The organism is Pseudomonas sp. ITEM 17296 (genome assembly GCF_028895205.1).
Taxonomy (GTDB): domain Bacteria; phylum Pseudomonadota; class Gammaproteobacteria; order Pseudomonadales; family Pseudomonadaceae; genus Aquipseudomonas; species Aquipseudomonas kermanshahensis.
In genome coordinates this window covers 160,637-173,139 of record NZ_WJRS01000004.1, presented here as the reverse complement: position 1 = coordinate 173,139, position 12,503 = coordinate 160,637, and the positions used below count along the sequence as shown (strand labels likewise).

The 12,503-nt window shown below is 60.0% G+C and carries 11 protein-coding genes; 5 read left to right on the top strand and 6 right to left on the bottom strand.

The window, feature by feature from the left end; translation table 11 throughout:
* Positions 1 to 13: 13 nt before the first annotated feature.
* The gene (locus GIB19_RS06795) at positions 14 to 640 is read right to left on the bottom strand and encodes a DUF1826 domain-containing protein (protein WP_274884819.1); all 627 of its coding nucleotides are present in this window, start codon (positions 638 to 640) and stop codon (positions 14 to 16) included.
* A complete protein-coding gene (zigA, locus tag GIB19_RS06790; protein ID WP_274884818.1) occupies positions 637 to 1,845 on the bottom strand; it encodes a zinc metallochaperone GTPase ZigA in 1,209 nt (402 codons plus the stop codon). Before zigA ends, GIB19_RS06795 begins: the two co-directional genes overlap by 4 nt.
* A 115-nt stretch (positions 1,846 to 1,960) precedes the next feature.
* On the opposite strand from zigA, the gene GIB19_RS06785 reads away from it, so the two are divergent.
* A complete protein-coding gene (locus tag GIB19_RS06785; RefSeq protein WP_186679328.1) occupies positions 1,961 to 2,341 on the top strand; it encodes a glutamine synthetase in 381 nt (126 codons plus the stop codon).
* 23 nt (positions 2,342 to 2,364) lie between these two features.
* Positions 2,365 to 3,270 carry a GTP cyclohydrolase FolE2 gene (gene folE2, locus GIB19_RS06780; RefSeq protein WP_274884817.1) on the top strand — a complete coding sequence of 302 codons (906 nt, stop codon included), beginning with the start codon at positions 2,365 to 2,367 and terminating at the stop codon, positions 3,268 to 3,270.
* Here folE2 and GIB19_RS06775 read toward each other — a convergent pair.
* Positions 3,254 to 3,781 carry a DUF3617 domain-containing protein gene (locus tag GIB19_RS06775; RefSeq protein ID WP_099430837.1) on the bottom strand — a complete coding sequence of 176 codons (528 nt, stop codon included), beginning with the start codon at positions 3,779 to 3,781 and terminating at the stop codon, positions 3,254 to 3,256. The genes folE2 and GIB19_RS06775 overlap by 17 nt on opposite strands.
* Before the next feature lie 131 nt (positions 3,782 to 3,912).
* On the opposite strand from GIB19_RS06775, the gene cls reads away from it, so the two are divergent.
* Positions 3,913 to 5,352: a cardiolipin synthase gene (gene cls / locus GIB19_RS06770; RefSeq protein ID WP_274884816.1), complete on the top strand. Its 1,440-nt coding sequence runs from the start codon at positions 3,913 to 3,915 to the stop codon at positions 5,350 to 5,352.
* Positions 5,353 to 6,373: 1,021 nt separating this feature from the next.
* Here the strand turns inward: cls and cfaB are convergent.
* Positions 6,374 to 7,558 carry a C17 cyclopropane fatty acid synthase CfaB gene (gene cfaB / locus GIB19_RS06765; protein WP_274884815.1) on the bottom strand — a complete coding sequence of 395 codons (1,185 nt, stop codon included), beginning with the start codon at positions 7,556 to 7,558 and terminating at the stop codon, positions 6,374 to 6,376.
* Positions 7,559 to 7,765: 207 nt separating this feature from the next.
* On the opposite strand from cfaB, the gene lpdA reads away from it, so the two are divergent.
* Both lpdA and GIB19_RS06755 read left to right on the top strand, forming a co-directional pair.
* Complete coding sequence (gene lpdA, locus GIB19_RS06760; protein WP_085272144.1) at positions 7,766 to 9,166, top strand: dihydrolipoyl dehydrogenase; 1,401 nt, start codon at positions 7,766 to 7,768, stop codon at positions 9,164 to 9,166.
* A 155-nt stretch (positions 9,167 to 9,321) separates the two neighbouring features.
* Positions 9,322 to 10,929, top strand: a complete 1,608-nt coding sequence (locus GIB19_RS06755; RefSeq protein ID WP_027592083.1) for a tyrosinase family protein — start codon at positions 9,322 to 9,324, stop codon at positions 10,927 to 10,929.
* Positions 10,930 to 10,974: 45 nt separating this feature from the next.
* On the opposite strand, the gene GIB19_RS06750 is transcribed toward GIB19_RS06755, so the two are convergent.
* Together GIB19_RS06750 and GIB19_RS06745 are read right to left on the bottom strand one after the other, a co-directional pair.
* Positions 10,975 to 11,676 carry a copper chaperone gene (locus GIB19_RS06750; RefSeq protein ID WP_274884814.1) on the bottom strand — a complete coding sequence of 234 codons (702 nt, stop codon included), beginning with the start codon at positions 11,674 to 11,676 and terminating at the stop codon, positions 10,975 to 10,977.
* Positions 11,677 to 11,857: 181 nt separating this feature from the next.
* Positions 11,858 to 12,271: a hypothetical protein gene (locus GIB19_RS06745; protein WP_081717437.1), complete on the bottom strand. Its 414-nt coding sequence runs from the start codon at positions 12,269 to 12,271 to the stop codon at positions 11,858 to 11,860.
* Positions 12,272 to 12,503 lie beyond the last annotated feature (232 nt).

The following is a 12,503-nucleotide window of genomic DNA, read 5'->3' as shown; positions in this document are numbered from 1 at the left end:
TCACTATGCGCCGTCACGCCAGCCAGTCAAGGCTGAGCAACAAGCGCCCTTGGCGCCCGGAGGGGGAGCGATGAACCAACCCAGCGCCCTCGTCGCCCTGCCACTTTTCGCCTTTCAGCACGGCCACTTCGCCTGCCTGCAGGCACTGAATGTTATCCACAGGTGGCACGGCCTGGTGTAGTTCGCGCCGATCCACAGCGCCTTCTTTCAGCCACTCGCTACCGGCGCCTGCATAGCTGGTAAGCAAGCGCACCGGCACGTGGTCCACATGGAAGCGCGGGCACATCGGCCCTTGCAGCACACGCAGGCGCAGGCCCACTCGGCGCGCGCCGAGCAGGCAGGTATAGGCAGCCACCAGCCAGCTGACATCGGCGACGAAGCTTTCATAGCCTTGCAGGTCGGCAGCTTCGCGCAACAGGCCGGTCAACGCCGGCATCTGCTGCTCGTCCACATCGATTACGCGCTGGTCAGCCAAGGGTTGGCCGAGGCTGATAACCAGCTGTGCAAAATCCTCCAGCTGGGCCGGCAAGCGCCGACGCCATACCGCCAGGTTCACGCCGTCCTGCAGAACCTCGGTCAGCACCTGGGGCGAATCACCGAACACCTGAAAGATATCCACAGGGCTACGCGCGAGGTTCATGCTGCTGCCTCTTCATGCCAAGGGCCGAATGGATCGGGCAGACGCAACCAACCCATCGGGCCCAATTCCATTTCTGCATCCGTCAACAGGCAGCTTTCAAGCTCTGTGGATAACTTTTCGAAGTCGATATTCTGCCCGATGAACACCAACTCCTGGCGGCAGTCACCCGCCTCCTCAGTCCAGTATTTCAGTATCGCCTCGGCGTTATCCACATCCTGCGGCCACTGTTCACGCGGTACGAATCGCCACCAGCGACCGGCCATGCCATGGCGCATCATGCCCCCTGCCTGAGACCAGCTACCGGCCTCCTGATACTTGCTGGCCAGCCAGAAAAAACCCTTCGAACGCAGCAGCCTGCCGTTGCTCCAGGGCTTGTGGATAAAGTCGAAAAAGCGCTGTGGATGAAGTGGTCGCCTCGCCTGCCAGGTGCTGGCGGCGATGCCGTACTCTTCGGTTTCCGGCACATGCTCGCCACGCAACTCCTGCAGCCAGCCGGGGGCTTGTGCGGCCTGGTCGAAGTCGAACAGGCCCGTGTCGAGGATGCGCGCTAGCGGTACCTCCCCCATCACCATGGGCACAATCTGCGCCCTGGCGTTGAGGCTGCGCAAAATGGCCGTGAGCTCTTCACGTTCGTGCTGGCTGATCAAGTCGATCTTGCTCAACAGCAACACGTCGGCGAACTCGACCTGCTCGATCAGCAGGTCGCTGATCGAACGCTCATCGTCATCACCCAGGGTCTCGCCACGGCTGGCCAGGCTGTCCGCTGCCTGGTAGTCGCGCATGAAGTTGAGGCCATCGACCACCGTGACCATGGTGTCCAGCCGGGCCATGTCGGACAGGCTGCGGCCCTGCTCATCGCGAAAGGTGAACGTCTCGGCCACCGGTAGCGGCTCGGATATGCCGGTGGACTCAATAAGCAAGTAATCGAAGCGCCCTTCTTCGGCTAACCGCGCCACTTCCTCAAGCAGGTCTTCGCGCAGCGTGCAGCAGATGCATCCGTTGCTCATCTCGACGAGTTTTTCTTCTGCGCGGTTCAGGCTGACGTTGCGTTGCACCTCGCTGGCATCGATGTTGATTTCACTCATGTCATTGACGATCACCGCGACGCGCAGGTTGTCGCGGTTACGCAGTACATGGTTGAGCAAGGTGCTCTTGCCGGCGCCAAGAAAGCCGGACAGCACGGTAACGGGGAGACGGTTGGGCATGGCGAAACCTCTTCAGGCAGACGCATTCGAAACGATGCATTGCATAATGTTATAAAGTAACAATACAATTTCGCCAAGCTGTTCTCGTCGGAAGAGTGATCGCCGGAGATGAAAAATGAAGCCTCCACGCGCTGTGCTGATGCTGTTGCTGGCCATGCCCGCAACGTTGCTAGCCATGCCACAGAGCAACCCGTTGGCACTGTGTACCCGCAGCGCGACCTTGTTGGCCTGCCAGGATGGCAAGGGCAGTTACTACAGTGTGCGCACTGAAGGCAGCACGTTCTATCTGCGTGGCTATGAGCACGTGAGCCGCCGTTCATGGGCGCAAACCAACAGCCGCTATGGTGGGTTGACCTTCTACACCGGCCTGGCCAGCGACGGTGAGGCTTGGGTGGGCTATAGCCGCCGTATCGGCTGGACCACGTTGAACCGGGTGTCCAGCTCCAGTGGGCAGCGCTTCAACCTGCACTGCAGTTTGATCGGCGGTTGCCGCTGAAATCTTTTCATTTGGAATGACACATGACCCAGCTCACGCTTCCCGACATCGCCGCACAAGCTCAACAGTACGCATTGCCCCTCGACTGGGTAGGTATGTGCGGGATCGCTGTGCCTGTGCAATTCGAAGGTCGCATAGCCGCTGCCACTGTCGACGCGGGCGTGAGCCTGGTGGACGGCAGCACACGTGGTATCCACATGTCGCGCCTGTACTTGGCATTGGAATCACTGGAGCATCAACCACTCACTCCCTTAGCGATTCGTCAGCTACTGGCAGATTTTCTGAGCAGCCATGAAGGGCTCTCTTCCGCTGCCTATCTGCGCCTAACCTTCGAGCACCTGTTGAAACGGCCAGCTCTGATCAGCCCATTGGCCGGTTGGAAAAGCTATCCGATTACCCTCGATGCCCGCATCGAAAGTGAAGTGTTCCACGTGGAACTATTTGTTTCTGTGCCTTACTCATCGACGTGCCCGTGCTCGGCAGCACTCGCAAGGCAGCTGATTCAGCAGCAGTTTCAGGCGGACTTTGCACAGGGGCAGTTGGATAAAGACAGCGTGCTGGAGTGGCTGGGCAGCAGCCAGGGCATCGTTGCGACGCCCCATAGCCAACGCAGTAGCGCAAAAATTCACGTGCGCCTGAAGCGTAATTTGCTAGCGCTGCCGATTACCGAGTTGATCGACCGTGTCGAGGCCAGTTTGGGTACGGCTGTGCAAACGGCGGTTAAGCGCGCGGACGAACAGGCGTTCGCGTTGGCCAACGGGCAGAACCTCATGTTCTGCGAAGACGCCGCTCGGCGACTGCATCAATCGTTGCGACAAATAGAATGGGCCACGGCCTTCAAGCTGCGCGTGGAACATGCAGAGAGCCTGCATGCTCACGACGCAGTCGCCACCAGCCAATGGCAATGGGACCTCACGTGCGCGGTTTGACCGCGCCACAATCATTGCCCAACCAGACGGCTCGGGTGTTCATGCTGCCTTGCTGCTGCACGCCCGATGCGTTGAACGTACCACTGACCTGGGTGGTGAATTCCTTGTCACTGAGGAAGGTAGCCTGCCCAGTGCCCTGAGCCTTGGGGCAGCTGAACTGGAACTTCCAGACATTACCGGTGCGGTCGGTAATCTTCTGCGTGCAACCCGACTTCGGGTCTTGCAGCGGGATATCGTTGGTTGCCACCTGCTCTTGCGTCAGGCACGAGCGCACGCCCTTGCCCCCCACTGTCACACCCTGTTTTGCCAGCACCCCTTCCATCATGGCGCGCTGCTCTGGCGGCAGGTTTTTCAACTGGCCGAGCATGAACTCCATGTCGGGTAACGGCTTGCCATCGACCTGCATGTTGCTGGTGGTCAGCTCCCACAAGCCGGGCTGCAACATCTGTGCATGCACCAATGGGCTGCTCAGGCCAAGGGCCAACGCCAACAGTGGCAGACGAATCTTCATGGACGAACGCTCCTGGAAAAAACCGGCCAACGGGCCGGGCTGAGGCTTAGACGCCAAATCCAGCTGCAGGTTGCAAGCCGCACCTGGAACGTGTTCTGTTACCCACAGTGTACTCGGCAAGCAGGATGCATATGGATTACCACAGCCCCTACTTCTTCGGTTATGTGCTCGGCCTGATTCACCTGTTGGGCATCGTCGCCGCACTGCATGCAGTGTTCACCGTGCGCACCGCACAAGGTGCGATTGCCTGGGCCATGCCCCTGGTCTTCATTCCCTACCTGACGCTCATCCCCTACCTGATCTTCGGTGCCCGCTCCTTCTACGCCTACATCAAGGCACGGCGCCAGGCCAACCAGGAAATGCATGTGGCCATGGCCAACCTGAACTGGCGCCCCTGGGTAGAAGAGGCCCTCACCGCCCGCGAGTCGGAAAGCTATGCCGCCCTGCGCGCCATGCCCAAACTTGGGCGCATGCCTTGCCTTGCGAACAACCAGGTAAAGCTGTTGATCGACGGCAAGGCGACTTTCGATGCCATCTTCGCCGCCATCCATCAAGCCCGCGACGTGGTGCTGGTACAGTTCTTCATCATCCACGACGACACCTTGGGCAAGGCACTGCAGCAGTTGCTGTTGCGCAAAGCGGCTGAAGGCGTGAAGGTTTTCGTGCTGTATGACCGCGTCGGCAGCCATGCCTTGCCAGCCAGCTACAGCCAGGTACTGCGTGACGGTGGCGTGGAGATTCATGCCTTCGCTACACGCCGCGGTTGGTTCAACCGCTTTCAGGTCAACTTCCGCAACCACCGCAAGATCGTCGTGGTGGATGGCCTGACGGGTTTCGTCGGCGGGCACAACGTGGGTGACGAGTACTTGGGTGAGCACCCGCAACTGTCGCCCTGGCGCGATACCCATGTGCAGATCGGTGGCCCGGTACTGGCCTGTTTGCAGGAGTCGTTCGCCGAAGACTGGTACTGGGCGACGCGCCAGCTGCCGCCGTTGATCCTGCCCGACACCTACCCGGAGAACGGCGTACTGTGCCAAGCCCTCGCCAGCGGCCCGGCAGACCCGCAGGAAACCTGCTCGCTGTTCTTCCTCGAAGCGATCCATTCGGCGACACGCCGGGTGTGGATCACCAGCCCCTACTTCATCCCGGACGAGGCCGTTTTTGCCGCGTTGCGCCTGGCGGTTCTGCGCGGTGTGGATGTGCGCATCCTCATTCCGTCACGGCCCGACCACCGGATTGTCTACGCCGCCTCCAGCCTGTTTGCCTTCGAAGCGGTACGTGCCGGTGTGCGCATGTTCCGTTACTTGCCGGGCTTTCTGCACCAGAAGGTGGTACTGGTGGATGACGAGGTCAGCGCGATCGGCAGTGCGAACCTGGATAACCGTTCGTTCCGCCTGAACTTCGAAATCACCTTGCTGACCGTCGATCGCGTGTTCGCCGACCAGGTCGAACAGATGCTGCTGCGTGACTTTGATCAAGCCCGGGAAATCACCCCAGAAGACAGCCTCGATACCCATCGGCTGCAACAGCTTGGGATGCGAATAGCCCGGTTGATCTCGCCGATTCTTTGAGTTGAGTTTCAAGCTTACTCATTCTTTGTAGGAGCAGCCTTGCGCTGCGAAGAGGCCGGTGCAGGCACCCTCAATCGATGGTGCTTGCACCGGCCTCTTCGCAGCACAAGGCTGCTCCTACAAAGGTTGGATGTTCAGCGGTAAAGATCCTCGCGGGTCCAAGGCAGGTCACATGGCGACCAACGGCGTAGGGCTTCACAGCCAGGATCTGGTGCACGGGATTTCTGCACCAAAAGCACCCATCGGTTGCAACAGCTCGGGATGCCAATAGCCCGGTTGATCTCGCCGATTCTTTGAGTTGAGTTTCAAGCTTACTCATTCTTTGTAGGAGCAGCCTTGCGCTGCGAAGAGGCCGGTGAAGGCACCCGCAATCGATGGTGCTTGCACCGGCCTCTTCGCAGCACAAGGCTGCTCCTACAAAGGTTGGACGATCAGCGGTGAAGATCCTCGCGGGTCCAAGGCAGGTCACATGGCGACCATCGGCGTAGGGCTTCACAGCCAGGATCTGGTGCACGGGATTTCTGCACCAAAAGCACCCATCGGTTGCAACAGCTCGGGATGCCAATAGCCCGGTTGATCTCGCCGATTCTTTGAGTTGAGTTTCAAGCTTACTCATTCTTTGTAGGAGCACCTTACGCTGCGAAGAGGCCGGTGCAGGCACCCGCAATCGATGGTGCTTGCACCGCCCTCTTCGCAGCGCAAGGCTGCTCCTACAAAGGTTGGATGTTCAGCGGTAAAGATCCTCGCGGGTCCAAGGCAGGTCATGGTGACCATCGGCGTAGGGCTTCACAGCCAGGATCTGGTGCACGGGCTTTGTGCACCAGAACGTGGTGCTGCGTGACTTTGATCAAGCCCGGGAAATCACGGCAGATAATGGAAGGGTGCCCAAGATCTGGGGCGCAGCTCAATTCTTTGTAGGAGCAGCCTTGTGCTGCGAAGAGGCCGGTGCAGGCACCCTCAATCGATGGTGTTTGCACCGACCTATTCGCAGCGCAAGGCTGCTCCTACAAAGGTTGGATGTTCAGCGGTAAAGATCCTCGCGGGTCCAAGGTAGGTCATGGTGACCATCGGCATAGGGCTTCACAGCCAAAATCTGGTGCAGGTTGATCCAGCCCTTCTCGAAGGCATAGGCACAGCCGGCCAGGTACAGCCGCCAGATACGCAAGGTCTTTTCGGGCACCATGGCCGCGGCGCGGTGCAGTTGGTTCTCCAGGTTTTCGCTCCAGTGGTGCAAGGTCTTGGCGTAATGCAGGCGAAGGCTTTCTACATCGACCACCTCGAGCCCTGTTTCACAGATGCTCGCACTGATCATCGACAGGTGGGGCAGCTCGCCATGGGGGAACACATAACGGTCGATGAACTCCCCTGCCCCCCGCCCTACCGGCCGGCCATCCACATGCTTGGCGGTGATGCCATGGTTCATCACCAGGCCACCTTCGCGCACAGCACCGAACAGCTTCTGGCAATACAACGACAGGTTGGCATGCCCCACGTGCTCGAACATGCCGACACTGACCACCTTGTCGAAACGCCCATCCTGGGGAAGGTCACGGTAGTCGAGGATCTGCAGGTCGACCTGCTCGGCCAGCCCTTCCTCCTTCACCCGCTGACGGCCCAGCTTGAGTTGCTCCTTGCTCAAGGTAATGCCGAATACCTTGGCACCGTATTCGCGCGCGGCGAAGCGTGACAGGCCGCCCCAGCCACAGCCGACGTCCAGCAGGTAGTCGCCGGCCTGCAAGCGCAACTTGCGGCACAGGTGATCGAACTTGTCCTGTTGGGCCTGGGCCAGGGTGTTGTCTGGCTCACGGAAGTAGCCACAGGAGTAAGCCATGTCCGGGTCCAGCCACAGCTGGTAGAACGCGTTGGACAGGTCGTAGTGGTAGGAAATGGCTTCGGCATCGGTGTGTTTGTCATGGGCGGTACGCTGTGGAACAGCGTCCTCGTCGTCACTCAGCAGCGCCTCGCTGAGTTCGTCGCATACCCGAATGACCTCGCCGATATCGCCTTCAAGCTCCAGCTTGCCTTCAACGAAAGCCTCACCCAGCTCGTTCAAGCTCGGGTGGGTCAGCTGGCTGATCAGTTGAGGCTCCTTGATCAGGATCGTGACTTGCGGGCTGGGCCCAAGATCGAACTGGTTGCCGTCCCACAACTTCAGACGCAAAGGTAAGTGCAGGCTCTGCAACGCAGGTGGAAGTTGCGCAAGCATCAATGACCCTCCCTTCAGGTAACGGGGCGTCACGCCTCATAATTTCGGACGCCTCCGGATCAGGGTAGTTCATTGGTGCCGATTTTGGGCTTTACACGACGATGGTCTAGAACAAACAGACATGAAAGACACGCGGATTGTATACAACTTTAAACGCACAGACTAACCTTGTGCCCTCTCGCGCTTCTTCATCCTGGAGTTGAACCCATGAAATCCTATGACGTGGTGATCATCGGCGGTGGCCCTGGCGGCTACAACGCGGCAATCCGTGCAGGCCAGCTGGGCCTGACTGTTGCCTGTGTGGAAGGCCGCTCGACCTTGGGCGGCACCTGCCTCAATGTCGGCTGCATGCCGTCCAAGGCCCTGCTGCATGCATCCGAGCTGTACGAGGCCGCCAGCGGCGAGGAGTTCGCCCACCTCGGTATCGAAGTGAAGCCCACCTTGAACCTCGCCCAGATGATGAAGCAGAAGGACGAGAGCGTTACCGGCCTGACCAAGGGCATCGAGTACCTGTTCCGCAAGAACAAGGTCGACTGGGTCAAGGGTTGGGGGCGTCTGGATGGCGTTGGCAAAGTCGTGGTCAAGGCCGAGGACGGCAGCGAAAGCACCCTTCACGCCAAGGACATCGTCATTGCCACCGGCTCCGAGCCCACGCCCCTGCCAGGCGTGACCATCGACAATCAGCGCATCATCGATTCGACCGGTGCCCTGTCCCTGCCCCAGGTGCCCAAGCACCTGATCGTCATCGGCGCCGGCGTCATCGGCCTCGAGCTGGGTTCGGTATGGCGCCGCCTGGGCAGCGAAGTGACTGTCATCGAATACCTCGACCGCATCTGCCCGGGCACCGATGAAGAAACCGCCAAGACCCTGCAGAAGGCCTTGGCCAAGCAAGGCATGAGCTTCAAGCTCGGCAGCAAGGTCACCCAGGCCACCTCGTCGGCCGACGGCGTCAGCCTGACGTTGGAGCCCGCCGCCGGTGGCGACGCACAAACTTTGCAGGCCGACTACGTGCTGGTGGCCATCGGTCGCCGCCCCTACACCCAGGGCCTGAACCTGGAAAGCGTAGGCCTGGCGACCGACAAGCGCGGCATGCTGAGCAACGATCATCACCGCAGCTCGGTGCCTGGCATCTGGGTGATCGGCGATGTCACCTCAGGCCCGATGCTGGCGCACAAGGCTGAAGATGAAGCGGTGTCGTGCATCGAGCGCATCGCCGGCAAGGCCCATGAGGTCAACTACAACCTGATCCCCGGTGTCATTTATACCCGCCCCGAGCTGGCCAGCGTCGGCAAGACCGAAGAACAGCTCAAGGCCGAAGGCCGCGCCTACAAGGTGGGCAAGTTCCCCTTCACCGCCAACAGCCGCGCCAAGATCAACCACGAGACCGAAGGGTTCGCCAAGGTGCTCGCCGATGCCAACACCGACGAGGTACTGGGCGTGCACCTGGTGGGCCCGAGTGTCAGTGAGATGATCGGTGAATTCTGCGTCGCCATGGAGTTCTCGGCGTCGGCAGAGGACATCGCCCTCACCTGCCACCCGCACCCGACCCGCTCCGAGGCGTTGCGCCAGGCGGCGATGAATGTGGAAGGGATGGCGATGCAGATCTGACAAAACCTCGGCCACAGGGGCCGGTGCTCGCACGGTTGATACGGAGATCAACCGTCTGGCGCCCTCCCAGGCAGATTTTTACAACCCGGATATGCTGGACGATGGAGCAGTAAACCCCCGAGTTTTCGGGACCAGTGGCAACAAGGAGGTTCACCATGTCATCCACCCCGCGTGTACGTCGTTCGCTCAGCGATATCCAGGCCGACTACGACCAAGGCAAAAAAGCAGAACTTGAGAACCTGATCCGCGCCTGGAAGGGCATCAAGGATCTTCCCGCTAACGACCCAAACTCCTTCTTCACCCTCGGCGGCCTGCATGGCGAGCCATTCCGTGACAAGGGCAAGACCGACCCCAACTGGTGGGGCGGCTACTGCCAGCACGGGACGGTGCTGTTCCCAAGCTGGCACCGCGCCTACCTCTGGCGCCTGGAAGAGGCGCTGCGCAGCATCCCCGGCTGCAAAGACGTGACCTTGCCGTTCTGGGATGAATGCAGCGATGCATCACGGGAAAACGGTATCCCGTCGGCGCTGACCCAAGAATATTTCGTGCTCGATGGCCAGAAGATCGACAACCCTCTGCGCTCCTTCGTGTTCCCGAAAGCCATCACCGACGAGGTCGAGGATACGCCGATCATCTACAGTAAGCCGGAAGGCTACGAGACGGTGCGTTACCCGCTGTCCGGTTTGGTGGGCACTGATGAGGACCGCGCGAAGACCGACGCCCATAACGCGCAATTCCCAGACCCAGAGCAGAACATCGGCTACCTCAATAGCAACATCAGTACCTGGCTGAGCGGCAAGATCAAGATCGGTGGCAGGTGGCGTGGCGAGGTATTCACCCGCTTCGAAAACTGCCTGGACGCGCCCACCTACACCCTGTTCTCCAATACCACGTCGGCCGCCGCGAAAAACAAGGCTGACCCAGCGGGCACTCACCATGTCTCCCTGGAAGAGCCGCATAACTTCATGCACCTGGCCGTCGGCGGCTTCGACTACCCGGGGCAAGGCAACAATTCGGCGATCCCGGGTGCCAACGGCGACATGGGCGAGAACGAGACCGCCGGCCTGGACCCGATCTTCTTCTTCCACCACTGCTTCATCGACTATGTGTTCTGGACCTGGCAGCGTCGGCAAGGCGCGACTGATGAATTCAGCATCGATGCCACCGATCCCGGCGCCAGCTACTACAAGCCCGATGGCGTGCAACCGCCAGCAGGGGCAGCAGGCCTGGACCCGAATGCCATCCTGAGCCTGGACACCACGCTTGACCCGTTCGTGAAGGCCGACGGCAGCCCCTTCACCACCCGTGACTGCTTCAACATCGAAACCCAGCTGGGCTATGGCTATGGCAAAGGCTCGCTGGACGCCTACGCCCAACCCAACAAGCCGTTGCTGTTCAAGGCCGAGGCCGTGCAACCCGCTGGCAAGACCTTGCGGGTCAGCCGCATCAACCGGGGCAAGATCCGCGGTTCGTTCCTGATCAGCGCCTACGCCAAGGTCGATGGCAAGCGCGAATACCTGGGTACCCGGCCGATACTCAGCCGCTGGCATGTCGAAGGCTGCATGAACTGCCAGACCCACCTGGAAGCCACCGCTACCTTCAAGCTGCCACTCAACGCCGACAACTCGGCGATTGATGAAGGCACAATCGAAGTGGAAGTACAGACCCGTGACACGGTGCTCAAACGGCCAGAGGGGGCCAATCTGCTCAATAGCAGCAACGCTGTAGCCGCTGACGTGCCATTCAAACTGGAAACCTACTGAGCCACCCCCGGCGCAGCATCCTAAGCCTGGCTTCGGGTGTTGCGCTCAGGCGCTTGAACGCTGTCGGTCCCTACGCTCATAGGCAATGATGATTGCACCGACAATCATCACGGGCAGATGAACAGACGGCAGGCAAAATGCGATCAGCATCAACGGCCAGCAGGTGGCGTAGCACCACACCCCATGCAGCGCCCCCTTGGCCAATGGGTTGGCGACGCTGGCGGGCAGATGGCAGCGCACAAGGCAACGCGCCCTGAACGCGCACAACTGCCACCCCCCTGCCCCTATCAGCGCCAGCAATCCTGCTGCGAGTTGCGAGCCGGTGAAAGAAACCAGCAACAGCGCAATCATCAACAGCAGTGCACTGCCCGCCAGCCACACGCCAAAATACCCCAGCAGAAATGCCGCGACAGCGGGCGCTCGATGGTAGGGCCTTGATTGACTCCACAGATGCGCCAATGGCCCCTGCAGCGCGGGCAGCATCATCGCGACCAGCATCAGCCCCACCGCACCGGTGAAAACGGCGATGTCCATGCTGGAATAATAGAGGCGCAGGTTCAGCCATCCCTCGGTCAGCATCGAGGGCGAGCCGGAAATACAGAACGATTCAAGATCGTGGTGGCTGTCGTTATTGAGCGCCATCCAGATAAAAGCAACGAGGCTGGCAGCCCATAACGCACATTTGAGCGGATCACTGCAGGTGTCGCGCACCCATGCTGGCAGGGGCGCATTAGCCTGGCGCGCCATCAGACGACCTCCCTGTCATCGGCTAGACGGCCTGGCTCATTGCCTGTGCCGCGCTAGTGACTATAGAGCAGGTTGCTAAGGCTTGCCGGTACGCCGACTGATGGTGACAGGCACGCCCGGATGCTACGCAGGCTATGCCGCAGCGCCCTGCAAACAAGAGCGCCGCAGCCTGGCATCACCTTCAGAACGTCGCGTTCTTGAGCGAGATGTGGCAGTTCTTGTAGTCGTAGTCGACCAGTGTCACGACACCGGAAACATTCGATTTTTTCCCAACGGAAAGCGCATTGACCATGCTGGTGTTGGTCGATTCAGCGTGGATATCCACGTCGCCAACGCTCAGCACTACCCGATACGCCTCGAGCCCTTGATTGATCATGGCGACTTCACCGTTAGTGGAGAATGTCTTGCCGCGGTACAGGCTGTTTGCGCGAACCTTGTTTTCTTTCGTGACACGGCAGATTTCTGCAAGGCTTTGATCGATGGCTACTGGCGCGGTCGCCTTCTGAATTTCCTGCATTGTTTGCTCAAAATTCGCGCAACCCGAAAGGGCTACGAAAGGCAGCGCGGCGAAGAGGCAATTACGAAGAGCTTTCATGTGGACAACCTTACAGATGATTGAAGAAGTGCTTTGGCCTTGAGCACACCCTGACTGGAGAAATTTCAGACAGTTCCATACGAACCTCGCGGGCTAATGCAGGCGTGGCCGATAGGCGATGGCTAGGCGTTGGGCTGACTTGCGGAAAATCGGGCACTACCGGTCAGGACGACGGCGGCAGCGAGGTAAGAAGGGGGGACAGCAGGCATCAGTCATTCCTTTGAGGCGCGTT

Coding starts and splice junctions, on each gene's coding strand:
- zigA (WP_274884818.1), bottom strand. CDS start 1,845: ATGCCCAACCGTCTCCCCGTTACCGTGCTGTCCGGCTTTCTTGGCGCC.
- GIB19_RS06745 (WP_081717437.1), bottom strand. CDS start 12,271: ATGAAAGCTCTTCGTAATTGCCTCTTCGCCGCGCTGCCTTTCGTAGCC.
- GIB19_RS06785 (WP_186679328.1), top strand. CDS start 1,961: ATGAAGCCTCCACGCGCTGTGCTGATGCTGTTGCTGGCCATGCCCGCA.
- cls (WP_274884816.1), top strand. CDS start 3,913: ATGGATTACCACAGCCCCTACTTCTTCGGTTATGTGCTCGGCCTGATT.
- folE2 (WP_274884817.1), top strand. CDS start 2,365: ATGACCCAGCTCACGCTTCCCGACATCGCCGCACAAGCTCAACAGTAC.
- lpdA (WP_085272144.1), top strand. CDS start 7,766: ATGAAATCCTATGACGTGGTGATCATCGGCGGTGGCCCTGGCGGCTAC.
- GIB19_RS06775 (WP_099430837.1), bottom strand. CDS start 3,781: ATGAAGATTCGTCTGCCACTGTTGGCGTTGGCCCTTGGCCTGAGCAGC.
- GIB19_RS06750 (WP_274884814.1), bottom strand. CDS start 11,676: ATGGCGCGCCAGGCTAATGCGCCCCTGCCAGCATGGGTGCGCGACACC.
- GIB19_RS06755 (WP_027592083.1), top strand. CDS start 9,322: ATGTCATCCACCCCGCGTGTACGTCGTTCGCTCAGCGATATCCAGGCC.
- GIB19_RS06795 (WP_274884819.1), bottom strand. CDS start 640: ATGAACCTCGCGCGTAGCCCTGTGGATATCTTTCAGGTGTTCGGTGAT.
- cfaB (WP_274884815.1), bottom strand. CDS start 7,558: ATGCTTGCGCAACTTCCACCTGCGTTGCAGAGCCTGCACTTACCTTTG.